This window comes from Streptomyces tamarix (assembly GCF_032423885.1).
Lineage (GTDB): Bacteria > Actinomycetota > Actinomycetes > Streptomycetales > Streptomycetaceae > Streptomyces > Streptomyces tamarix.
The window spans coordinates 51,260-74,755 of the sequence record NZ_JAWCTQ010000007.1; the positions used below are offsets into that span (position 1 = coordinate 51,260).

18 protein-coding genes and 1 pseudogene are annotated in these 23,496 nt (G+C 73.8%); 11 read left to right on the forward strand and 8 right to left on the reverse strand.

Annotated features, from left to right (window positions below):
• Positions 1-15 precede the first annotated feature (15 nt).
• Positions 16-1,461: an NCS2 family permease gene (locus RND61_RS08110; RefSeq protein WP_315877124.1), complete on the reverse strand. Its 1,446-nt coding sequence runs from the start codon at positions 1,459-1,461 to the stop codon at positions 16-18.
• Positions 1,462-1,630: 169 nt separating this feature from the next.
• Here RND61_RS08110 and RND61_RS08115 point away from each other — a divergent pair, with 169 nt between their 5' ends.
• Both RND61_RS08115 and RND61_RS08120 read left to right on the forward strand, forming a co-directional pair.
• On the forward strand, positions 1,631-1,897 hold the full coding sequence (locus RND61_RS08115) for a DUF2530 domain-containing protein (RefSeq protein ID WP_315877125.1): 267 nt from the start codon (positions 1,631-1,633) through the stop codon (positions 1,895-1,897).
• A gap of 290 nt (positions 1,898-2,187) precedes the next feature.
• Complete coding sequence (locus tag RND61_RS08120; protein WP_315877126.1) at positions 2,188-4,593, forward strand: HAD-IC family P-type ATPase; 2,406 nt, start codon at positions 2,188-2,190, stop codon at positions 4,591-4,593.
• Between the two features lie 165 nt (positions 4,594-4,758).
• Here RND61_RS08120 and RND61_RS08125 read toward each other — a convergent pair whose 3' ends face one another.
• From RND61_RS08125 to RND61_RS08145, 5 genes and pseudogenes are all read right to left on the reverse strand, one after another.
• Positions 4,759-5,628, reverse strand: a complete 870-nt coding sequence (locus RND61_RS08125; RefSeq protein ID WP_315877127.1) for a hypothetical protein — start codon at positions 5,626-5,628, stop codon at positions 4,759-4,761.
• Positions 5,621-6,250: a hypothetical protein gene (locus RND61_RS08130; protein WP_315877128.1), complete on the reverse strand. Its 630-nt coding sequence runs from the start codon at positions 6,248-6,250 to the stop codon at positions 5,621-5,623. Before RND61_RS08130 ends, RND61_RS08125 begins: the two co-directional genes overlap by 8 nt.
• On the reverse strand, positions 6,247-6,813 hold the full coding sequence (locus RND61_RS08135; RefSeq protein WP_315877129.1) for a DUF6415 family natural product biosynthesis protein: 567 nt from the start codon (positions 6,811-6,813) through the stop codon (positions 6,247-6,249). Before RND61_RS08135 ends, RND61_RS08130 begins: the two co-directional genes overlap by 4 nt.
• Positions 6,814-7,590: 777 nt before the next feature.
• The gene (locus RND61_RS08140) at positions 7,591-8,823 is read right to left on the reverse strand and encodes a helix-turn-helix domain-containing protein (RefSeq protein WP_315877130.1); all 1,233 of its coding nucleotides are present in this window, start codon (positions 8,821-8,823) and stop codon (positions 7,591-7,593) included.
• A 132-nt stretch (positions 8,824-8,955) separates the two neighbouring features.
• Positions 8,956-9,120, reverse strand: a pseudogene (locus RND61_RS08145) (haloacid dehalogenase); the annotation flags it as partial.
• A gap of 701 nt (positions 9,121-9,821) precedes the next feature.
• Between RND61_RS08145 and RND61_RS08150 the strand changes: the two are divergent.
• From RND61_RS08150 to RND61_RS08165, 4 genes are all read left to right on the forward strand, one after another.
• Positions 9,822-10,268 (forward strand): hypothetical protein, encoded by a 447-nt coding sequence (locus RND61_RS08150; RefSeq protein WP_315877131.1) that lies wholly within the window; start codon positions 9,822-9,824, stop codon positions 10,266-10,268.
• Positions 10,269-10,769: 501 nt separating this feature from the next.
• Positions 10,770-10,967, forward strand: coding sequence for a hypothetical protein (locus RND61_RS08155; RefSeq protein ID WP_315877132.1), 198 nt, complete (start codon positions 10,770-10,772; stop codon positions 10,965-10,967).
• 269 nt (positions 10,968-11,236) lie between these two features.
• Positions 11,237-11,572, forward strand: coding sequence for an ArsR/SmtB family transcription factor (locus RND61_RS08160; protein WP_315877133.1), 336 nt, complete (start codon positions 11,237-11,239; stop codon positions 11,570-11,572).
• Complete coding sequence (locus tag RND61_RS08165) at positions 11,572-12,294, forward strand: cation transporter (protein WP_315877134.1); 723 nt, start codon at positions 11,572-11,574, stop codon at positions 12,292-12,294. Before RND61_RS08160 ends, RND61_RS08165 begins: the two co-directional genes overlap by 1 nt.
• 294 nt (positions 12,295-12,588) lie before the next feature.
• On the opposite strand, the gene RND61_RS08170 is transcribed toward RND61_RS08165, so the two are convergent.
• Positions 12,589-15,696 (reverse strand): sacsin N-terminal ATP-binding-like domain-containing protein, encoded by a 3,108-nt coding sequence (locus tag RND61_RS08170; protein ID WP_315877135.1) that lies wholly within the window; start codon positions 15,694-15,696, stop codon positions 12,589-12,591.
• A gap of 274 nt (positions 15,697-15,970) precedes the next feature.
• Here RND61_RS08170 and RND61_RS08175 point away from each other — a divergent pair, with 274 nt between their 5' ends.
• From RND61_RS08175 to RND61_RS08185, 3 genes are all read left to right on the forward strand, one after another.
• Positions 15,971-17,746: an LAETG motif-containing sortase-dependent surface protein gene (locus RND61_RS08175; protein WP_315877136.1), complete on the forward strand. Its 1,776-nt coding sequence runs from the start codon at positions 15,971-15,973 to the stop codon at positions 17,744-17,746.
• Positions 17,747-17,863: 117 nt separating this feature from the next.
• Positions 17,864-18,559: an RNA polymerase sigma factor gene (locus RND61_RS08180; RefSeq protein ID WP_315877137.1), complete on the forward strand. Its 696-nt coding sequence runs from the start codon at positions 17,864-17,866 to the stop codon at positions 18,557-18,559.
• Between the two features lie 222 nt (positions 18,560-18,781).
• The gene (locus tag RND61_RS08185; protein WP_315877138.1) at positions 18,782-19,900 is read left to right on the forward strand and encodes a hypothetical protein; all 1,119 of its coding nucleotides are present in this window, start codon (positions 18,782-18,784) and stop codon (positions 19,898-19,900) included.
• 427 nt (positions 19,901-20,327) lie between these two features.
• Here the strand turns inward: RND61_RS08185 and RND61_RS08190 are convergent, their stop codons facing one another.
• A complete protein-coding gene (locus RND61_RS08190) occupies positions 20,328-21,248 on the reverse strand; it encodes a DUF3027 domain-containing protein (RefSeq protein WP_315877139.1) in 921 nt (306 codons plus the stop codon).
• Between the two features lie 278 nt (positions 21,249-21,526).
• Between RND61_RS08190 and RND61_RS08195 the strand changes: the two genes are divergently transcribed.
• Positions 21,527-22,933 carry an MFS transporter gene (locus RND61_RS08195; protein WP_391653068.1) on the forward strand — a complete coding sequence of 469 codons (1,407 nt, stop codon included), beginning with the start codon at positions 21,527-21,529 and terminating at the stop codon, positions 22,931-22,933.
• Positions 22,934-22,997: 64 nt separating this feature from the next.
• Positions 22,998-23,495 carry a DUF2771 domain-containing protein gene (locus tag RND61_RS08200; RefSeq protein WP_315877140.1) on the forward strand — a complete coding sequence of 166 codons (498 nt, stop codon included), beginning with the start codon at positions 22,998-23,000 and terminating at the stop codon, positions 23,493-23,495.
• Position 23,496: the final 1 nt, after the last annotated feature.

Below are 23,496 nucleotides of genomic sequence, written 5' to 3' on the forward strand. Positions count from 1 at the left end.
CGGCGGTCGCGGGGATTACGTGAGGCCCAGCGCCGGCATCGCGTAGTAGAAGACGAACACCGCCGACACCGCGTACATCGCGGCCGGCACCTCACGGCCGCGGCCGGCGGCGAGGCGCAGCACGCTGAAGGCGATGAAGCCGATGCCGATGCCGTTCGTGATCGAGTACGTGAACGGCATCATCATCATGGCGAGGAACGCCGGCACGGCGATGGTGAAGTCGCTCCAGTCGATGTCCTTGACCGACCCGGCGAGGATCAGGAACCCGACCGCGAGCAGGGCCGGTGTCGCCGCCTGCGAGGGGACCATCGTGGCGAGCGGCGTGAGGAACAGCGCCACGCCGAACAGGCCGCCCGTCACCACCGAGGCCAGGCCCGTACGGGCGCCCTCGCCGACGCCCGCCGTGGACTCCACGAAGCAGGTGGTGGCGGAGGACGAGGTCGCGCCGCCCGTGGCGACGGCGAAGCCGTCCACGAGGAGGACCTTGTTGATGCCGGGGAAGTTGCCGTCCTTGTCCATCAGCTTGGCCTCGTCGCCGACGCCCAGGATCGTGCCCATGGCGTCGAAGAAGCAGGACAGCAGGACGGTGAAGACGAAGAGGCAGCCGGTGAGCAGGCCGACCTTCTCGAAGCCGCCGAACAGGCTGACCTGTCCCAGCAGCCCGAAGTCCGGGGACGCGACGGGGTTGCCCGGCCAGGTCGGGGTGGTCAGGCCCCAGGACGGGACCTCGGCGACGGCGTTCACGATCACCGCGACGACGGTCATGACGACGATCGAGAGGAGGATCGCGCCCGGCACCTTGCGGATGATCAGAGCCAGGGTGAGGAGCGTGCCGACCGCGAAGATCAGGATCGGCCAGCCGCCGAGGTGGCCGTCCGCGCCGAGCTGGAGCGGGACGGTGGTGTGGGCGGCGTCCGGCATGCGGGAGACGAAGCCCGAGTCGACCAGGCCGATCAGCATGATGAACAGGCCGATGCCGATCGCGATGCCCTTGCGCAGGCCCACGGGGACGGCGTTCATGACGCGTTCCCGCAGGCCGGTCGCGACGAGGAGCATCACGACGATGCCGGCGAGGACCACCATGCCCATCGCGTCCGCCCACGCCATGCGGGGCGCGAGCTGGAGGGCGACGACCGTGTTGACGCCCAGGCCGGCGGCGAGGGCGATCGGGACGTTGCCGATGACGCCCATGAGCAGCGTGGAGAGCGCCGCGCTGAGCACGGTCGCCGTGACCAGCTCGCCGCTGTCGAGCTGGTGGCCGTACATGTCCTTGGCGCTGCCGAGGATGATCGGGTTCAGCACGATGATGTAGGCCATCGCGAAGAACGTCGCGAAGCCACCGCGTACCTCGCGGCCGAGGGTGGAGCCGCGCTCCGAGATCTTGAAGAACCGGTCCAGCGCGCTGGAGCCGGCCGGTTGCTGTCCGGGCGAAGCCGGGGGAGCGGTGACCGTGGAGGGCATGCGGAACCTCATGGTGCGGGGAAGGTGGGGATGGGCGTCGACCGTGTGAGGGGCGGTTCGTGCGTTCGCACTAAGAAAACCAGCCAACGGCAAACGTTTTCAGTATGAACATATAAGGCGATGATCGCCATCTCCGCGCGTAGATTCCGGGGCCGCTTACGATGTGGGCATGGCCAAGTGGACCCCCAAGTACGAGGCGCCCGAACCCCTGGAGGGGCCGGTCGTCGCCACCGTCACCGGCGGCACGATCATCTGGTTCGTCCTCTTCCTGGCGCAGGTCCCCTTCTACGGCTGGTTCGCCGACCGCGACCTCGACTGGTGGGTGTGGACCTGCCTGGCCGGCGCGGGGCTCGGCCTGCTCGGCATCTGGTACGTGCGCAAGCGCGACGCCGCCATCCGGCGCGCCGCCGAGGGCGAGCCCCGACCCGGCGCCTGATCCGAGCCCCGACCCCTGGGCCCCGGCGCCCGATCGGCCATGGTGCCCGGCCCTTGCCCCGGCCCCCGGCGGCGGGCCCCGGCCCGGCGCCTGCCCCTGCCCCGACCCCCGGTCCGGCTCCCGACCCCGGTCCGGCGCCGCCCCCGTCCTCGGTCCGGCCCTCGCCCCTGGGCCCCCGGCCCCCCGACCCGCCCCCGTGTAGTGCCACGGGAGGGTTCTTGTCCCACCGGGGCCGGACCCCGCGCCCTCTCGGAGGGTGACGGACCGGCTACGGCCGTACCGTCGGAGGCATGACGCAGCGGGCCAGGGCCGAGGACGCGATCGTGGAGGCCGGTGAGGAGGCGGACGCGCCGTACCGGCCCGGCGGGCTGACGGCCGACGAGGTGGCGCGGCGGGTCGAGCGGGGCGAGGTCAACGACGTCCCCCTGCGGTCCTCGCGGTCCGTGCTCGACATCGTCCGGGGCAACGTCCTCACCCGCTTCAACGCCGTCATCGGCGTCCTGTGGGTGGTCATGCTGGTCGTCGCGCCCTTCCAGGACAGCCTCTTCGGCTTCGTCATCGTCGCCAACACCGGCATCGGCGTCATCCAGGAGTTCCGCGCCAAGAAGACCCTCGACTCCCTCGCCGTCGTCGGGGAGGTCAGACCGACCGTCCGCCGCGACGGGGAGCCCGTCGAGGTGCCCACCTCCGGGATCGTCCTCGGCGACCTCGTCGAGCTCGGCCCCGGCGACAAGGTCGTCGTCGACGGCGTCGTCGCCGAGGCCGACAACCTGGAGGTCGACGAGTCGCTGCTGACCGGCGAGGCCGACCCCGTACGGAAGCGGCCCGGCGACCCCGTCATGTCCGGCAGCTTCGTCGTCGCCGGCGTCGGCGCCTTCACCGCCACCAAGGTCGGCCGCGGGGCCTACGCCGCCCAGCTCGCGGAGGAGGCGTCCCGCTTCACCCTCGTCCACTCCGAGCTGCGCTCCGGGATCTCCACCATCCTCAAGTACGTCACGTGGATGATGCTCCCCACCGCCGCCGCCCTCGCCGTCAGCCAGTTCGTCCTCAAGGGCACCGACGTCGAGGACTCCGTCGCCCGTACGGTCGGCGGGATCGTGCCGATGATCCCCGAGGGGCTCGTCCTGCTGACCTCCGTCGCCTTCGCCGTCGGCGTCATCCGGCTCGGGCGCAAGCAGTGCCTCGTCCAGGAGCTGCCCGCCATCGAGGGGCTCGCCCGCGTCGACGTCGTCTGCCTCGACAAGACCGGCACGCTCACCGAGGGCGGCATGGACGTCACCGCGCTGCGCCTCCTGGACGGCTCCGACGAGGCGTACGTGAAACGGGTCCTCGGCGCCATCGGGGACTCCGACCCCCGCCCCAACACCTCCCTGCGGGCCATCATCGACGCCTACCCCGACAACGACGACTGGCGCTGCACCGAGGCCCTCCCCTTCTCCTCCGCCCGCGGGTACAGCGGCGTCGCCTTCAGCGAGGGCGACGGCCAGAGCAGCTCCTGGCTCCTCGGCGCCCCCGACGTCCTCCTCCCCGGCGACGACCCCGCCCTCGGCGAGACCGACGCGCTCAACCGGCGGGGCCTGCGGGTCCTCCTCCTCGCCCGCGTCAGCGGCGAGCTCGACGACCCGCGGATCGTCCGCGGGGCCCGGCCCACCGCCCTCGTCGTCCTCGAACAGCGGCTGCGCCCCGACGCCGCCGACACCCTCGCCTACTTCGCCGACCAGGACGTCGACGCCAAGGTCATCTCCGGTGACAACGCCGTCTCCGTCGGCGCCGTCGCCGCGAAGCTCGGCCTGCCCGGCGCCGAGCACGCCGTCGACGCCCGGAGCCTCCCCGGGGAGCGCGACGCCATGGCGCGCGCCCTGGAGGACGGCGTCGTCTTCGGGCGCGTCACCCCGCGGCAGAAGCGCGACATGGTCGGCGCCCTCCAGTCCCGCGGGCGCACCGTCGCCATGACCGGCGACGGCGTCAACGACGTGCTCGCCCTCAAGGACGCCGACATCGGCGTCAGCATGGGCAGCGGCTCCGAGGCCACCCGCGCCGTCGCCCAGATCGTCCTCCTCGACAACAGCTTCGCCACCCTCCCCGCCGTCGTCGCCGAGGGCCGGCGCGTCATCGGCAACATCACGCGCGTCGCCACGCTGTTCCTGACGAAGACCGTGTACTCGATGCTGCTCGCCGTCCTCGTCGTCGCCGCCCGCGTCGAGTACCCGTTCCTGCCCCGGCACCTGACCCTGCTGTCCACGCTCACCATCGGCGTGCCCGCGTTCTTCCTGGCGCTCGCCCCCAACAAGGAGCGCGCCCAGCCGCACTTCGTCCGGCGCGTCATGCGGTACGCCCTCCCGGCCGGGCTCGTCGCGGCGGCGGCCACCTTCACCACGTACCTGCTCGCCGCCCGGTACTACAGCGGGCCGGGTGCCCTGGCCGCCGAGACCAGCGCGGCCACGCTCACCCTGTTCCTCGTGTCGCTGTGGGTGCTGGCGATCATCGCCCGGCCGTACACGTGGTGGCGGCTGGCGCTGGTCGCGGCGATGGGCGGGGCGTTCCTGCTGGTCCTTGCCGTACCCGGGCTCCAGGACTTCTTCGCGCTGAGGCTGGTGGGCACGACGGTGCCGTGGGCGGCGACCGGCATCGCCGTGGCCGCTGCCGTACTGCTGGAGGTCGCGTGGCGGTGGGTGGAACGGCGGATCCCGGCCTGAGCCCCGGGCACCGGCGGCCCCGCCCTGACCACCGGCGGCCTCACCCTGACCACCGGCGCGACCGGCGCACCGCTCGCGGACCCCGTACGCCGAGGCCGCGCCGGGCCCACGGGGAGACGCCGCCGGGGGCCTCACCGCCCGCCGCGCTCCCCGGCGTGCGGAGTCTCACGCGTTGAGGGCGGTGTCGCGCCAGGCGAGGAAGCCGACTTCCTCGTGCGTCTCCGGTGAGCGCGGACGCGCAGCGGTACGGACCTGGTGGCCCGCGGCCCGCAGGGCGCTGTGCACCCGCCGGATCCCGGTGTCCCAGTGGTCGGCGGCGCCTTCGGGGACGGTGCCGTCGTCCCGCCGGCGGTAGGCGGGCGCCGGCGTCCAGACGACTCGCACGCACCGGTGGGCGCCCGGCGGCCACAGCACGGCACTCGCCCGCCTCACCACCACCCGCGGGCGCCGGTCCGGGTGCGGGTCCGGGCGCGTGCGCGGCCCCAGCAGCGTGGTGTCCTCCAGCCGTAGGCCCAGGAGGGTTTCCACGTCGCGGACCGGGTCCGTCTCGCCCGGGCGGTGGAAGCCGTGCTCGTAGTTCGGCCGCGTGGGGGGTACGTCGTCCCAGGCGCCGGGTGGGGGGTGCCAGACGGGTGTGCCGGGCGGGGTGCGCCAGCAGAGGATCTCCTCGCGGGGGACGAGGTGGGGGCCGCGCGGCGGTCCGGTGACGGCAGCCGCGTACCCCCGGGACCGCAGGGCCTGCACCGTGGCGGCGACGCGTTCGCGCCAGTGCTCGGCGGCGCCGGCCGGGACGCGCCCGGTGGAGTGGTCCCGGCGGTACCGAACGTCGGGGTGCCACTCCACGATCACGCAGAGGTCCGCCCCCGGCGGCCACGCCTCCTCGGGCGCGTACCGGGCCCGGCACCAGCCGAGCCCGTCCGGCAGGGAGCGGGCGTGGTGGCCGTCTCGCCGGGTGTAGAGGGGGGTCAGCCCGAGCGCGGCCAGGTCGGTCTCGACGGCGCCCACGGTGTCGTGCCACCACCGGGGGTCATTCACCCTCACGTTCCGCCCGGCTTTCCCTCAGGTGTACGCGGCCGTGCACGATCCCGGCGACGACGCACGCCTCGTGCGCGGGCACATGCGTGCCGCCCCCGTCCGGGCCGGGCCGGTGGGTGACGGTGGTGGGTCCGGGCCGGCCGCACAACCCGCACCACAGGGGGCCCTCCCTGTCCGGGGTCGAGGCCGCCAGCACCTCGAACAGGGTGATGGGGTCGGTGAGGGTATCGGAGCCGTCCGGTGGTGTCAGCCAGTACAGGTCCGGCGGGTCGGCGGGTTGTGGTGAGCGTGGGTCGGTGGGGGTGGGGGAGCGGGTGTCGGGTGCGGGGACGCACACCATGGTCCCGTCGGTGAGGTAGGCCGTGCCGTGCACGCCCCATCCGCCCGTGGGTGGGACGAGGAAGAGGACGGCGCCCCGGCTGGTGTCGCGGAAGGCCGGGCCGCGTACCAGTTCCAGGGCGAGCAGGCCGGTCACCTCGGGGACCTGGACCGCGTCCCACCGAAGACCGGTCTCCAGGGCGGCGCGGCCGTGCCGCAGGAGCAGTTGCAGGGCGTGCTCGGGCGCCGGGTGCGCCTGCGCCAGCCACGTCCACCCGGCGTAGGGCTCGGTGGTGCCGGTCATGACGCACCGACCTTCGGCGCGGTGGTGAGCCGGGCGACGTGGTCGAGCAGGCAGACCACGGAACGCGCGAGACGCTGCGCGTGGGCGAAGCGCCGACCCCGGTCGCCCAGGCGGGGCGGGTGCGCGAGCCGTACGCGGGCCTCGCTGAGACCGGCCTCGGCGCCCGCCCGGCGCAGCGACCCGGCCGGGTGCCGTTCGGCCGCCGCCTCTACGACGGGGATCAGCGCGCCCAGCGCGACGGAGAGCCGGGAGACCAGCGCGGCCAGGTGGTGCGGCACGGGCGGTTCGGCGTCGTCGGCCGCGATGGCCGATGCCGTGTCGCGCAGTTGCAGCGGTACGCAGCGCCGACACAGCCTCGGCCGGCACGAGCTGACGTGGTTCACCCAGTCGTCGATCTTGTAGTCGTGCCGGGCCAGGTCCACCGCCGTCTCGGGGGATAGCCCGGTCCCGCAGCGGGCGCACGACCGGCCGTGCAACTCGCTCCACGGAGCGGACCGAAGAACCTCCACGTCGAGCCGTATCACCGGCGCGAACACCTGCGCCTGATCGGACAGCGTCGTCACAGCGCCCCTCCCCCCAGGACCCGGGCCCGCTCGACGGACGACAGGACGTACGGGCGCACGGGACTGACGTCCTCGACCAACACCTGGGGCCACGCGGCGGGCCGCCGCCCGGCGGAAACGGCGCCGTTCCAGGCGGGCGGCGCCTGCCGCACGGTGCAGAGACGACGCCCGGACGGCGCCGCGTGGGCGGGGGCGTGGCGGCGGTATTCGTTCAGAAGGGCGCTGACCCACCGCAGGGCACGGCGAACAGCGGTCGGCGGCCGATGGCGGGTCACTGGTCGGCCTCCGGCATCACGAGCGCGACTCGGAGAGCGTCCGGGTCGATGAGCGTGCAACCGTCAGGTGGTCGCAGCCAGTGCGGACCAGGCGGGGTCGTAGTCTCTGGGATGGGGGTGGCGAGCCAGGATCCAATGCTCAGGCGGCGGGCGCCGTCCACGTTCCACTCGCACCCGGCGGGTACGAGGAAGAACACGCTGTGCCCAGCCGGGTCGTACAGGACCGGTCCGTCGATTCCCTGTGCCAGGGCGGACCGGCCGCGTGCCTCCGGGACCTTGACGGCGTCCCAGTGGCGTCCTACCGGTAACAGTGCGATGTGAGCCTGCATGAGCCAGCGTTCGGCCCGTTCAGGGTTTGGGTCGGCTTGGGCCAGCCAGGCTGTGGGAGAAATGGGCACGGCACGATCCCCTTCGTGGTGAGTACGGGGATCGTGCCGTGTGGTGAGGGGGCGGTTCCCTACAAAGTGGGGGGATGGTTTCCTCTCGAACCGCTTGACAGTTGCTAGACGCCCGTCCATCGGGCGAACCCGGCGATGGTGTCACTCTGCCCACGGTCCAGTCGGACCAACGCGGCTGCGGTTTGCCTCACGGTCGGGTGGAAACGGACATGATTCGGCGCGAGCTCGCGAGCACGAACCAGATCCCGGTGCGCGCCAGCACGGTCGCCTTCGGCCAGCCGCGCGGCCGCGACATCGATGTGGTGGTGGCTCGCCCGCTCGGCGGCGATGCCGGACGGCAGCTCCCACTCGTCATTGTCCTGCTCAGCGCCCCACTCCCGCAGTCGGGCGAGCGCCTGCTCCGTGTCCCCCAGATCGATGAGCGCGGCGACCTCATGAATACGCACGTTTGTCGGCCCGAACGACATCTCGTAGTGCGTTGTGTCCTGTCGCAGCAACTCCGCGCACGCGCGTCCCTCAGCGAGGCGCTGTTGTGCGCGCTCGGGATGGCCGTCGCGCGCCTCCAAGACAGCCAGCTTCAGCAGGACGGCGCCCTGTACCGCCAGGTAGGCCGGCGGCAAGCAACCCTCGGGTGCCATCCGCTCGATTTCCCCGTCCAGCGCCTCCAACACCCTTCGCGCCGATCCGTACGCGCCCATGCGGACCATCGCGCCGGCCCGCAGGTAGGCGCCCGTCACCTTGAGCATCGGATCCTCGGTATGGCTGGCGGCCCACCGGAACCGCTCGATCGCGGTCAAACTGAGGTCGTGGTAGCCGAGCTTATGTGCCAGCGAGTTCGTCGCGCGGTAACCGCGTGCCAGCCACCAGTACGCTTGCGCCTGTTCCCGGGGGTCACGGGTACTCAGGGCGATATGGGTCAGCTCCGACAAGACCCCGGGAAGGAGCGGGCCCATCGGGACGTAGCGACCGTCCTGCCGCATTCGTGAGATGTGGTCCACTTCGGCGGCCACGACTGGGAGCGGCCGGGGCGCGGTCAAGAGGTCGTCCGGGTTGTCGTAGGTGAGCAGTATCCGGCGGAGCTCGGGGATGACGGCCTGGACTTGCTCGATCGTCTCGGCCCCGTTGAGGTACGGCTGCCCGGTGAGCCGGTCGGGTCCGACATGGAGTGACCGAGCGAGCTGGGCGATGATGCCCGGCGGTGGGTTACGGTCGCCCGACTCGTACTTCTCCAAGGTTTTCGGACTGATGTGGATTGACGTAGCCAGTTGGCGAACGGTCATCTGCCGGATCTTCCGGAGTTCGCGGATGCGCTGTCCGATGTGCGCGGTATTGCTCATCGTGCCCCCATCGCGTTGCGGACTGCCAGGGTAAGGCGGCCCCGGGCGGCAGGGCACGGCTGTGAGTGAACATCCGGTGACGCGAGGGGCCCCGGTCGGGAATCGGCGCAGGTCCGGGTCGGGGGTTGACGCTCAGCGTCCTTGCCCGTTGAACTCCCGTACGGTCCCGGGCAGGTCGGTGAGGCTGTCCACGCGGAACGTGGGCAGCCTCACCGCGTCCTCGGTGCCCCACTGGATCGTCGCCCACGGGCCGCGCCGCACCAGTGCCGTGCGCGTTCCCGTGGCGGCAGCCGGACGGTCTGGTTCCCGGCGATGTCGGCAGCGGTGCCGCTGTCCGGACCCAGCACCGTCCCGGCCCGCCTGCGGCTGACCGCCCGCTTCTGGCCTTCCTGCTCGGCAGCGGCGCGTTCGGCCTGAATGTGATCGACCTGTATGCGATCGGCCTCCTCACGCAGCTCGTCGATTCGACGGCGAGCGGTGAGCTCGTGCTGTTCCAGCAGCCCGATCACCGGCAGAGTTCGGGATCTCCAGGGAAACGACGACCCGACGGGCCACTCCTTTCACGTAAACACCGTGCTTGTTTCCGGCTGTGGAAAAACGGCGATCACGTCCGGAAAGAGCGCAGCTTCTCCATGCTGCGGTCTGTGATGTGCCGCGCTGGTGACGCCGGCGCGACAACGCGACGGTGATGTCCAGCGGAAACACCTCCGGAAGACACGCCCGGGGCGTGGGGCCTGCGCGCCCGTGTGCGCCAAACCAAGCCAGCATGAAACTGGCTTGGTTCTGCTATGGATTCGGCAAGCGCCCACCAGAACACTGGGCATGCCACTTCACCAATGATTTCGGCAGGAACCACTCCTTGCAACGGAAGAGGTGAAACATCCATGCGCAGTTCCATACCCGTGCTCTTACCGCGCCGTGTGTGTGCCGCTGCGACGGCCGTGCTCGCCCTGGTCGCGGGAAGCGTCCTCGCGGCACCAGCCGCTCACGCCGCCGGCGTGGACATCGTCTGCGCGGTCGGCTCGGAGCACGTCACCTACGATCCGCCCCTGACGAACACGCTGAGGACCACGAACGTCAAGAACGAGGGAGAGTTCAGCTGCACGTCGCTGACCACCGGCGTCAGCAGCGGCACCTCCACCTTCTCCGTGGTCCGCGACGTGAGCTGCCTCCTCGCCCTGACGCCCCCCAACACCGTCACCTCACAGACGTTCGTCTGGAACACCGGCCAGAGCAGCACCGTGACCTATCCCAGCACCACGGTGGTACGGGCTGCCAACGGCACGACAGTGGCCACCGCCGTGGGCTCCATCACCTCCGGGTACGGGCAGGGCAGCTCCGTCACCAAAGTCGTCGTCCAGCCCCAACTGAGCCTGACCGCCTGCGCCACGACCGGCCTTGAGGCCATCAACGGAACTGCCAGCCTGGTCATCACCCCTGTCTGAGCCAGCCCTGTCCCACCCGCCGCAGCGCACGGGCAGGTGCCGTGACACACGGGTGGGCGACACGGGTGGGCGAAGCCGAGCCCCGACGGGCCGCCCGCGCTGACCGGGCACCCGGTGCGCCAGGGGTACGAGCGTCCGGATGACCCGGACATCTGGCCGTAGGCGGATGTGGTCCTGTCCGCTCCGGCGACGTCGAACACGGTCAGCTCCCGGTCGCTCGGGTTGACCGGCGTGTTCGTGACCGGCAAGGAGGCCGCCGCGGGTGGGCATCCGGTGAGGCGAGGGGGCCCGGTCGGGAGTCGGCGCCGGTCCGGGTGGGTAGCCATGCCCGACGACCGAGAGGAGGCCCCGTGAACTGCCAGCGATGTGGCGCGCCCGCGCTCCAGCAGGGTTCCGGGTGGGTGTGCAGCCAGACGTGCGGCTGGTCGGCGACCGCGTCCGACTCGGCCCGGGTAGGCTCCGGCGATGGCGACGAGGCGGCCACCGGACCAGGAGCCTGAGATGAGCGCACCTGTGACGCCCGAGATCACGACGACAGAATGCCGCCAGTGCGGCCTGCGGATCGCCGGACTGAACGGCCGGTACGCCTGCGGGGCCTGCGGGTGGGTCAACTCCTGGCGGGAGGGCAGCAACACCCTGCCGTCCGCCGAGGACGACCCCGACTACCCGGGGCCCGAGCCCGACCGGCCCCGGGCATGAGGAACGCGCCCCTGCCCTCCCCGGAACGGCGGGGAGGGCAGGGGCGCGTTCGTCATCAGGGGCGCTTCGGGGGCGGGCCGTCGACGGCCCGGTCCGCGTGGCCCACCGCGTCCCTGGGGCGGCGAGCCGCTGTTCGGCGCGGTACGAGGGTTGTCCTGTGACCGGGAACCTGGACCGATCGCCATCGAAGTCGGACCGTTGCGAAGGCGGCAGAGGATCCCGACAGTACAGGCTTTAGTGAATTCAGCTATCCGTGTACTGTCGTGGGTGTGCTGACTCTCGCTGCTGACATCGAGGTGCTGGCGCGGTTCGGCCGTGCCCTCGCCGACCCGATCCGCTGCCGGATCCTCCTCGCCCTGCGCGAGGCCCCGGCCCACCCCGCCGACCTGGCCGACGCCCTGGAGATCTCCCGGACCCGGCTGTCGAACCACCTGGCGTGCCTGCGCGACTGCGGCCTTGTCGTCGCGGTCCCGGTGGGCCGGCGCACTCGCTACGAGCTCACCGACGAACGTCTCGGGCACGCGCTGGACGACCTGCGCGCCGCCGTGGTCGCCGTTGAAGCCGACAAGACGTGTGCGGACGCGGACGAGAAGGGCTGCTGCTGATGACCGTGGAGATATCCATCGGCACAGGCCCCTCCCCGACCCGCCGCGACGTCCTCGCCAAGCGGATACGGCTGCTGGTCGCGGCCACCATCACGTACAACGTGATCGAGGCGGTCGTCGCGATCACCGCCGGGACGATCGCCTCCTCCACCGCGCTGATCGGCTTCGGACTCGACTCGGTCATCGAGGTCTCCTCCGCCGCCGCGGTCGCCTGGCAGTTCTCCGCCTCCGACCACGCCGTCCGCGAGGCGCGCGAGCAGCGCACCCTGCGGATCATCGCGGTGTCGTTCTTCGCGCTCGCCGCGTACGTCACCGTCGACGCCGTCCGCGCTCTGGCCGGCACCGGGGAGGCGGAGCGGTCGGTCCCGGGCATCGTCATCGCCGCCCTGTCGCTGGCGATCATGCCGTTCCTGTCCGCCGCCCAGCGCCGCGCCGGACGCGAGCTCGGATCGGCCTCGGCGGTCGCCGACTCCAAGCAGACGCTCCTGTGCACGTACCTGTCCGCCGTCCTCCTGGTCGGCCTGGTCCTCAACGCCACCCTCGGCTGGTCCTGGGCCGACCCGATCGCGGCCCTGGTCATCGCCGCCATCGCGGTCAAGGAAGGCCGCGACGCCTGGCAGGGCAAGGGCTGTTGCGCCACCCCGGCCGCCGCGGCAGCGTCCTCCACCAGCCTCGGAGGGGACCCGTGTGGTTGCCGCCCCGGCTGCGACTGCTGCAACTGACCCGAAGCCCGTCGAACGCGGAGGGCCCCGGCGATCGCACCGCCGGGGCCCTCCGCCGCCCGCTCAACCTGACGGTGTCGGCAGCGGTCCGACTTCACTGTCAATCGATCCAGGCTCCCTGTCACGGGGCAAGGGGGTACGCCGCGGTGACGGCGGCGGTGGCGACCGCGACGACGACCGCGGCACGGTCGGTCCCGCCGGTGGGGCCCGGCCCGTCGAGGGCCGCTCCGGCGGTGGGGCCCGGCCCGTCGGGGATCGTACGGACCGGGACCGCGCGTGCCGGGGCGGGGCCCGTCAGTCGAACCAGCGGTCCCGGGCCAGTTCCTCCGTCCGCGACGGGTCCTCCAGCAGCGCCGCCACCTCGAACCGGCGCGGCCACTGCCCCGCCGCCCAGGCCAGCCCCGCCGCCACGCCCTCCAGCGTCGCCGCGTGCAGCGTCCCGTCCGGCGTGATCCGCCAGTCCAGCTCCACCCCGCCGACCACCAGCTCCCCGTGCTCCACGTACGCCGCCGGGGCCGCCGGGCCCAGCAGCGCGCGCACCGACGCCGGCACCTCGTGCTCCTCGCCCTCCGTCGTCACCTCCGCCACCACGGCCTCGCTCAGCCGCCGCACCTGGAGCAGTTCCGCCAGGTCCGCCGCCCGCGACGGCGCCACCGGCAGCAGCGGCAGCCCGGCCGTCAGCGGCAGCAGGTCCGGCGCGTCCGCCACCACCGCGTCCGCCGCGTCCACCACCCGCACCTCGCCGTCCACCACGGCCCGCAGCTCGTCCGGGAGCGTCACCTGCTCCGGGTCCAGCTCCGCCAGCGCCGAGTACAGCCCGTGCAACTGCGCGCCCGTCACCTCCCGGTCCGGGTCCGCGAGCCGCCCCAGCAGCTCCGCCGCGCCGCCCGGCTCGTCCAGCAGGGACACGACCGACGTGCGGACGCCCAGCGCCCGCAACACCTGCGCGTCGTCAAAGCCGGTCGTGTCCACCGACTCGTACAGCCCCTCCAGCAGTGGGTCGGCGCCCGCCGCGCGCAGGCCCGCCGGGCGGCGGCCGTCCAGGACCGGGTGGTCGCGCAGCCACCACGCCGTGTACGGGCGGACCGTCTCCGTCGTCCCGTCCGGCAGCAGCACCCGCACCGGCTGCGTCAGCGCGTCCCGCAGCGGCGGTCGCGACAGCAGCGCCAGCGCCCGCGGCCACGCGTCGTCGTCGACCAGGTCCAGGTCCCGTACGGCGACGATCTCCGTGGCGACCGGCGGCACCGGAGTCTCCGGCAACCGGTCCAGCACGTCCTCGCACCACACGTCCACCGCGTCCAGCAGGCCCACGTCGTCGGGCTCGGCGTAGTCGGAGTCGCGCGGCTCCAGCTCGTCCGGGTCCAGCACCACGTCCGTCGCCCGCACGAGCGCGAAGTCGGCCAGCACCCCGCACGCCGCGAGCGGCTGCTCGCCCCAGCGGGCCGCCAGCTCCGCGTCGCACAGCGCCAGCTCGCCCTCCCGCATCACCGAGGCGAACGGGCTGCCCGGCAGGACCAGCTCGCCGGCCGGGGCCGGCTCCCCGTCCTCGTCGGGCAGCGCCAGCGCGCCCAGCCACGGCTCGTCGCCCGGCTCCAGGCCCGCGTCCCGCACCAGCGCCAGGACGGTCTCCGCCAGCTCCTCGGCGTCCATGCCGTTCTCGTCCCACACCTCGTCCGCGTCCAGCGACGCCGCGACCGCCGCCCGCACCTGCGGGGTCGTCAGCACCGCGCGGGGGGTCGCCGGGAGGGCGCCCAGCTTCTCCAGGATCGGGTGCGCCGCGTCCGGGTGGGCGACCTTCAGCCCGAGCCGGGCCAGGTCCGTCGGGGTGTCCGGCAGCGGCAGGAGGACCTGGCGGGGGCCGATCGTGGTGCGGTTGTCCGCGAGCGGCACCGGCAGGCCGGTCAGCCGGTCCGGGTCGACGCCCGCCAGCGAGTCGTACAGCCGGTGCCACCACTCGGGTGCCCGCTCCACCCCCGCCAGCCGGTCGATCGCCTCCCCGAGCGACAGCCGCGCCACGCCCAGCGCGCGCAGCTCCGCGCGGCGCTCCAGACCGGCGGGCAGCAGCGTCGGCAGCACCTCCGCGAGCACCCGTACGGTCCGGTCGCCGGCGCCTTCGACGACCTCCGCCTCGAACGGGCGCAGCGCCGTCAGCTCCTCGGACGGCGCCGCCGGGGCGAGGAACGGGACGCGGGGGAGGAGCTCCAGGATCGCCCCGCGGATCGCGCCGTCCAGGACGCCCTTGCCGAGCGGGCCCGGCACGAGGTCGATCGTGCCGGTCGACACGGGCCGCCAGGAGGCGAGCAGGTCGGCGTACGCCTCGGCCGCGCGGGCCACCACGAAGTCGGTGAGCGGGCCGGGCGCCGGGTGGCGGCGCGTGGAGTCCAGCGGGAACGACGCGATGAGCAGCGCCGGCACGGTCAGCGGCTCGTCGGTCGGCGTCGGCGCGTGGACGACGGGCGCCGTGCCCGGGTGCGCGGGCGCGCCCTCCGCGTCGGCCGGGACGGCCCAGGTGACCGACCAGTGGGGGCGCAGCCGCTCCTCGACGGGGCGGTCCTTCAGCAGCTCCGGCGGGATCGGGCCGGTACGGGTGACGGTCCGCCAGCGGGTCGTGCCGCGCGCGGAGTCGTCGACGACCGTGTACTCCTCGTCCCGGCCGCGCGTGAGCGTGCGCGTGCCGGACGGCGTCTCCACGACGATCTCCGCGAGCCCCGGCAGGGTGAGGAGCAGCGCGTCCCCGACGCCGGCGAGGAGCCGCTCCACCAGGTCCACGGCCGCGGCGTCGCGCAACGGGAGGACGACCACCGTGTCGTACCCGGCGGGCGGTGCGCCCTCGGCGGGCATCGGCAGCCGCAGCAGCGGCACGTGGCCGTCGCGGCGGCGCAGCTCGTCGCCCAGGCCGGGGCTGGCCATCGCGGCGTCGGCGGCCATGTCGCGGGCCTCCGCGAGGGACCAGCGCACGCCGCCGTGCCGGCCGATGACCGCCGGCTCGTCGCTCACCGCGAGGACCGCGGCGAAACCGACGCCGAACCGGCCGACCGCGCCCTCGTGGCCCTCCCGTTTGGCGGACGCGCGGAGCGTGGACAGCGACTCGACGCCCGTCGCGTCCAGCGGCGCGCCCGTGTTGGCCGCGGCGAGCACGGCCGGGCCGTCCGCGTCGGCCGGGTGCAGGGTGAGCCGCAGGCGGCCCGGCACCCCGGCGCGGGCGGCGGCGTCGGCGGCGTTCTGCGCCAGCTCGACGACCAGCCGGTCGCGGTAGCCGCCGAGGCTCAGTTCCTCCTCCGCGTTGGCGTCCTCCCGGAACCGCGCGGGACCGGCGCCCCACGCGTCGAGCACTCCGCGCCGCAGCCGCGCGGTCCCGAACGGGTCGGTGCCCTCGCCCGCCGCCGTCGCCCTCACGCTCACGATGTGCTCCGCTCTCCTCGACGTACGAACCGGTCTGCGGCCGAAGGTACCGCGCACTCCCCCGTCCCCCTGAACGCCCAGGTCAACGGGGGTGCACAGGGGTCACGAGAAAGTTCCCAAAAAACTTTTGAAGTCACCTGCAACCCCCGGGGGGGCCGCACGTCTATCCCAGTGAAGGCAGCGATACGGCCGACGGGACCGGGGGGACCGGGACGGGAGCCGAGCAAAGCCGACCGTCAACCAAGGCCGTGTACTCCCTGGGGGGAACTCCGTCATGCAGAAGCACCTTTCGTCCCGTATTGCCCGCCGCTCCGTCCGCTCCGTCCGCTCGGTCGTCTCCGTCCGTTCGGTCGTCTCCGCCGCCGCCGTGCTGCTGACCGTCGTCACGCCGGTCGCCGTCACCGCCACCCCGGCCGCCGCCCACCCGGCCGCCACCACCGCGGCCACCACCGCGCAGGCCCTGGTCGTCACCGACGTCGACAAGGCGGACGCCCCGTTCGTCCTCGGCGAGCCGAACAACTTCCGCGGCCACGTCACCAACCGCTCCACCGAGACGGTCAAGAACGCCACCGGCCGCTTCACGGTCGCCTACGGCAAGCACGTCAACGCCGCCCTGGAGGCCGTGCCCGCCGACCCCTCCAAGGTGACCGTCCGCTACCGCACCAACGGCTCCTGGCAGCAGCTGACCCTCACCCAGGGGGCCGGCGGCGCCCTCCAGGGCACCTTCCCGATGGGCGACGTCAAGCCGGGCGACACGGTGTGGGGCCAGTTCCAGGTCACCGTCGACCGGTCCGTCCCGGAGTCCGTCACCATGGGCGAGGTCTCCGTCGCCGGGTACGCGGACGGCACCGGCGCGAGGTCGATCGGCTTCGGCATCCCGCGCCACATCACCGCCCACGACGCGGAGGTCACCTTCGGCGGACTGAACGGCCGCCCCGTCCTGGACACCGGCGGCAAGGCCGTCCCGTTCACCGCCACGGTCACCAACCGGACCGGCCGGGACCTGAACCCGAACGACTACTTCTTCATCGACGGCGAGGGCGTCGACCTCGACCCCGAGCACGTCAAGGTGGAGCGCCGCACCTCCGCCGGCGCCTGGGTCCCCGTCCGGCTCGGCAAGCAGGACCGGGTCGTGACCGGCGACCTGGACCAGGCCCCGCTCAAGAACGGCCAGTCCCGCACGTACCAGCTCCGCCTCGCGGCGACGAAGTACTACCCGGGCAAGGCCGAGAAGGGCACCTTCACGTTCTTCGCGGGCAACGGCCTGGCCTCCTTCACGTACGGCGTCGAGCACGGCACCCCGGACACGAACGACCCGGACGTCAGCCGCGAGCTCGCCATCGCCGTAAGGGGCGCCGACGGGATCACCCGCATCGACAAGGGCGTCGCCAAGGAGTTCACCGCCACCGTCACCAACAAGGGCAACATCTCCCAGCGCATGCACGTCCTGATGGAGATCACCGACCAGGACGTCAAGCGCCGCATGACGGCCGGCGAGATCCGCGTCGAGCAGTACGCGATCACCCCGCGGACCTGGTTCCCCTCCGAGCTGACCACCTCCGACGAGGGCGGCCACCTGAAGGCCGTGATCACCCCGTCCCAGCCGAAGCTCGCCCCCGGCGCGAGCGCCACCTACCGGCTGCGGATCGTGGCCACGCCCCAGATGAAGGCGAAGTCCTTCTTCGTCGACCTGGAGGCCCGCGCGGAGCTCACCTCGACCCGCAAGCGCCTGCCGTTCACGCTCAACAACTCCACCGGCACCGGCACGGGCACGGGCACCGGCACGGGCACGGGCACCGGCACCGGTACGGGTACGGGCGCCCCGGCCGGTGGCGGCACCGCGTCGCCGTCCGCCGCACCCGGCACGGGCACCGGTACCGGCACGGCCGCCCCGTCCGGCACGGGCGCCTCGCCCTCCGCGACCACCCCGGCCGGCGAGATGGCCAAGACGGGCAGCACCGACAGCACCCCCCTGCTGGTCGGGGCCACCGGCCTGCTGGTGGCGGGCGGCGCCGCCGCCCTGTTCATCGCCCGCCGCCGGGCCGCCTGACCCGTCCCGTCCCACCAGTGATCATGTCGAGTAGCCTGCGGGGGCTGAAGGTCACGGGGGTGGGGATCACCGGACGCTACAGCACGAACCCTGTGTGGCTCCGGAGGACCCGACACCATGAACACGGCCCTTGTCGCCCCCGTGCCGTCCCTGTCCGGGATCTGGCGGCGACTGCTCCGCTCCCTGTCCGCGGGCCCGGAGGCGGAGGACAGCGCGGCACGGCCTGCGCGCCCCCGCTTCCGGCTGCTGGGCGGCGGGCGCGAGCGGACCGCCCGGCGGCAGGACCCGGCCGCCGGGCCGGCCGGGGCACCGGGGCAGGCCCGGCCCACGGTCACCGAGCTCTACCACTCGCACCGGCTGTCGCTGGTGCGGATGGCGGTCCTCCTGGTCGACGACCAGTCGACCGCGGAGGACGTGGTCCAGGACGCGTTCGTCGCGCTGTACAAGCGGCACGGCGAACGGCTGGACGACGTGGACAACGCGCTGGGCTACCTGCGCACGTCCGTGGTGAACACGGCCCGTTCCGTACTGCGCCGCCGCAGGACCGCCCGCGCCTACGTGCCGCCGCACGAGGCGGACGCCGCGTCGGCCGAGGACCAGGCCCTGCTCAGCGACGAACACCGCCGGGTGCTCGACGCGCTCCAGGGCCTCACCCCCCGCCAGCGCGAGGTGCTCGTCCTGCGCTACTGGTCCGACCTGAGCGAGGCCCAGATAGCCGAGACGCTCGGACTGTCGCGCGGGGCGGTGAAGTCCACCGCCAGCCGCGCCCTGGACGCGCTGGAACGGGCCATGAAGGCCCAGGACAACGGCTGACCGAGCCGAGGAGAGGAGGACCGCACGATGAACGGCCCACGTGACCACGGCCCGCAGGACCCCGACCGGCCCCCGGCCGGCCCGCAGGACCCCGATCGGCCCGCCACCGGCCCGGATGCCCCTGACCGGCGCCCGGTCGGCCCGCAGGGCCCCGATCGGTCCGCCACCGGTCCGCAGGACCCCGATCAGCCGGCCCCTGGCCCGCAGGACCCCGACCAACACTTGGTCGGCCCGCAGGGTCCCGACCGGCCCCCGGCCGGCCCGCAGGACTCCGATCAGCCCCCGGCCGGCCCGTACGACCCTGATCGGTCCGCCACCGGCCCGGATGCCCCTGACCGGTCCGCCACGGGCCCGTACGACCCCGATCGGTTCGCCACGGGCCCGTACGACCCCGATCGGTCCGCCACCGGCCCGTACGACCCCGACCGGCGCCCGTCTGGTCCGTACGGCGCCTTCCGCCCCGCCGACGACCCGTACGGTGCCGACGACCCGTACGGTGCCGGTGACCGCCGTGACCTCACCGCGACGGAGGACCTGCTCGTCCGCGCCCTCGCGGCCCGCGCCGGGCAGCTCACCCACCACTCGCTGCGTCCGGCCAGCCCGCCCGCCCCGAACTGGGCGGCGCGCGGCCGGGGGCCGCTCGTGTTGGCCCTCGCCGCCTCGGTGGCCTCCGTGGCCCTGGTGGGGACGGCCGCCGTGTCGCTGCTCCAGGGCCCCGACCAGGCGGGCGTCGCCGGTACTCCGCCCGCCCAGGTGTCCGCCCCGCCGTCGCTCACCCCGTCGCCCAGCGCCACCCCGAGCGCCCGGCCCGGCGCCACCGCCTCCACGAGCACGAGCCCGCCCGCGAAGGCCGGCACCACGACCACGCCACCGTCCGCGCCCGTCGGCGGAGCGCCCCCACCATCGGCCGAACAGGAGTCCACGCCCCCGTCGCGTACGGTCACGATCGTCTACGGGGACATGGGGGAGACCACCGTCCTGCGCACCGGTGGCGACGGGACGACGTTCCTCGCGACCGTCTACAACACGCTCGGGCGGCCCGCCGAGAACACGACCGACATGCTCACCGTCACCGTCGACGGCGGGTCCGGCGCGCTCCGGCCGGGGGACGTCAGCGTGTCACTGCTCGACGGCGGCGACTGGCGGGCCGTGGGCTCGACCGGCTCGTCCGGCGTCGAGGCCCGGCTCACCGGCCCCGACGCCGAGGCGCTCGGCGACGGGCAGGAGCGCGTCCACGAGGTGCGCGTCTCGCTCGGGGAGTCCTTCCCGGAGGGCGTCACCCGGCTGCGGATCGACGTCTTCAGCGACGCCGGCGGCGAAACGCTCGACCTCAAGGGCTGACCGCCCGCCGCACCCCGCCGCACCCGCCGAAGGGCCACGCCGTACGCCACGGTGTGGCCCTTCGGCGTACGCGGCGTACGCGGCGTACGCGGCGTACGCGGCGTACGAGACGTACGCGGCCCGGTCCACCCGCTGGGGCGCGGGCCCGGGACCCCGTCCGGGAAAGGCGCCGAGGCAGGCGCCCCGCCCGCAGGGGCGCAGGCCCGGCCCGCCCGTGGGGCGCAGGTGCGGCCCGCAGGCCCGGCCCGCAGGGGTACGGGCTCAGTCAGGACCGGCCCGCCCCGCAGGGGCACAGGTTCAGCCAAGGCCGGCCCGCAGGCTCAGTCAGGACCGGCCCGACCCACAGGGGGCGCAGGCCCGTCCACAGGCTCAGCCAGGCCAGGCCCGCCCCGCCGGCGCAGGGGGCACGGGCCCGGGCGGAGGGTGCCTACGAGTGGCCCAGGTCCTCGGAGGCCGGGTCCGGGGCCGTCGGGACGGAACCCGGGGACGGAGTGCGGTGCAGGGGAAACTCGTCGGCCGCCATCGAGTCCAGGACCGGCTCCGCGGGGCGCGGCGGCTTCGGCATGACCGCCGCCTCCGAGTGCCCGCCGCACCCGTAGTCCAGCGACACGACCCGGCCGTCCGCGGGCGAGAACTCGTTCGCGCACACCCCGAACGCCTGTCCGAGCGACCCGCCGATCGCCACCAGGAACCCGCAGGACACGCACGAGGCCGGCGCCGCCTGGGCCATCGGGGTCTTCGCCCCGAACGCCTCCTCCCAGCGGTCCGCCGCCACGTGCAGCCCGTACCGGGACAGCACCCGCGCGCGCCGCATGCCCAGCTCGTTCGCGACGGCCGCGATCGTGCCCCGCGACGGCGTGCGCGACACGAACTCGGCGTCCTCCGCGTCGGCCCGGTCCGTCATCTCCTCCGACACGGCGGAGACCGGCGGCGGCTCGTCCTCCCCGGAGTACCCCGGCTCCAGACGCAGGTCGTCCGCCTCGGTCGGCAGCAGGTCGCCCGGGCCCATGTCGCCGGGGCGCAGCCGTTCGCTCCACGGCACCCACTCGGGTGCCAGCAGCGCGTCCGGGCCCGGCAGCAGGACCGTCTCGTCGAGCGTGACGTTCTTCGCGCGCGACGCGCGGGCGACCGTCACCGCCCAGCGCCAGCCCCGGTACCCGGGCTCGGCGCACTCGAAGAAGTGGGTGACGACCCGGTCGCCCTCGGCCACCGCCTCCACGTACGCGCCGACGACGCCGGGCGCCGCCGCCTCTTCGGCGGCTTCCCGGGCGAGGTCCACCGCCTCGGCGCACAGGCGGTCCAGGGCGGGGGCACGCCGGGCACGGCTTCGCGTCGTCGCAGCACTCACAGGTTCGCTTCTCTCCTACGCCGTCTCACAGGTGCGCCGGCCGATGCGCGACTGCACGGGCGGCGGACGGAGCGGACCCGGGGACCGCATCGACGTCCGCGCCCGACGTGCTCGGGCACACCTCATGCCATCCATTCTGAGGGATGGCGAAGAGACGCGTGGCCGAGACCTTTTCCGCCGGTGGCGCGCTACGCACGCTACCCCTTCCGCAGCCCGCCGCCCACATGGCCGCCCCAAGTAACCCGTTGTAAAGGGGAGAGGTGGGGCACTATGACGTGGTGGCATCCGCGCGGTGGTCCCGGAAACCGTCGCAGCGCGCCGGAGGGTACGGGCGCGCTGGACGGCTCCGCGCGGTGCGCCGGCGCCTCGCCCGCGCCGCCCACCTGCCGTTCACGTCCACCGCCCGCGGCATCCGCCGCGCCACCCACGCGCAGGGCGCCGGGGAGTCCGGCCTCGGCAAGCTGATCGAGCTGCACGCCGTGAACGGCGCGGGCGACGTGATGATCACCGTGGCGCTCGCGTCGACGGTGTTCTTCTCCGTGCCGACCGACGAGGCGCGCGGCCGCGTCGCCCTGTACCTCGCCATCACGCTCGCCCCGTTCGTGCTCCTCGCCCCCGTCATCGGCCCGCTCCTCGACCACGTGCCGCACGGCCGGCGCGCGGCGATGGCGGGCGCCATGCTCGTCCGCGCCCTCCTGGCGCTCGCCCTGTCGGGCGCGGTCGCCACGGGCGGCCTGGAGCTGTACCCGGAGGCGCTCGGCGTGCTCGTCGCCTCCAAGGCGTACGGCGTGGTCCGTTCGGCCGTCGTCCCGCGGCTGCTGCCGCCCCGCTTCTCCCTCGTGAAGGCGAACTCGCGCGTCACCCTCGCGGGGCTCCTCGCCACCGGCGCGGCCGGGCCCGTCGCGGTCGGCCTGCACCGGATCGGGCCGGAGTGGCCGCTGTACGGGGCGTGCGCGCTGTTCGCGGCGGGCACGGTCCTGGCGTTCCGCCTGCCCCCCGCGGTGGACTCCGCGAAGGGCGAGGGCAAGGCGCACATGCTCACCCACGGCGAGCGCAAGCCCAGCCTGCGCACGGTCGGCCCGGCCGTCCTGCACGCCCTCCAGGCCAACGCGGCGCTGCGCGGACTGTCCGGGTTCCTGATCTTCTTCCTGGCGTTCCTGCTGCGGGTCCACCCGATCGGCGGGCAGAGCGCCGCCGTCTCCCTCGCCGTCGTCGGCGTGGCGGCCGGCGCGGGCAACGCCTGCGGCACGGCGGTCGGCGCCTGGCTCCGGGACCGCGCCCCCGAGGCGATCATCGCCACGATGCTGGTGCTGGTGCTGGCCGCGACGGTCGTGGCGGCGGTCTTCTTCGGCGGGCTGCTCGTCGCCCTGCTGGGCGCGGTCGCGGGACTGGCGCAGGCCCTGGCGAAGCTGTCCCTCGACGCCCTGATCCAGCGGGACGTGCCGGAGGCCGTCCGCACGTCCGCCTTCGCCCGCTCCGAGACGCTGCTGCAGATGGCGTGGGTGGTCGGCGGCGCCGTCGGCATCGTCCTGCCGCTCAACGGCACGCTCGGGATGTCCGTGGCGGCGGCCATCCTCGCCACCGGGGTCGCCGTCGCCGGACGCGGCCTCCTCGGCGCGGCGCGGCACGGGGGAGGGGCGCCCGGCCGGCCGCGCGTCACGCGGAACTCCCGGCGCGCGCAGTGAGCGTGCGCGCGTCGCGCGAGCCCCCCATGCGCCTGTGGCCGCCGGGACCGATAGCCTTCGCCCCATGACCGTTGCGTTCTTCTCCGGAAAGGCCCGCCGGGCCGGCGTCGCTCTGGGTGCCGTCTCCGCCGGCCTGCTCGTCCTCTCCGCCTGCGGCTGGGTTAAGCCGACGCCGATCGCGACCGTGACGGTCGGCTCCGACTCGTACAACACCGAGGCGGCGGAAAACTGCTACGACGAGGGCGGCCTGAAGGAGTCCCGCGTCCAGGAGTGCCTCAGCGCCAAGGGCGGCAAGCCCGTCGAGGTGTCCGTGGACGACCGGATCCGCTTCGGCGTCGACCCGGAGATCGCCGAGAACGGCTGGACGATCTTCCTGGACGGTGAGCGCGCCGAGCAGGAGCCGTACACGAAGACGTACCGCTCGATCAGCGCGAGCTCGTTCTTCGCCGGGCCGGCGATGGGCGGCCAGTCCCCCAGCAGCGTCCGCGTGTCGATCCTGGAGACGGACACCAAGACGAAGAAGGCCATCGGCGTCTACCGCTTCGTCCTCAAGAAGGTGTGAC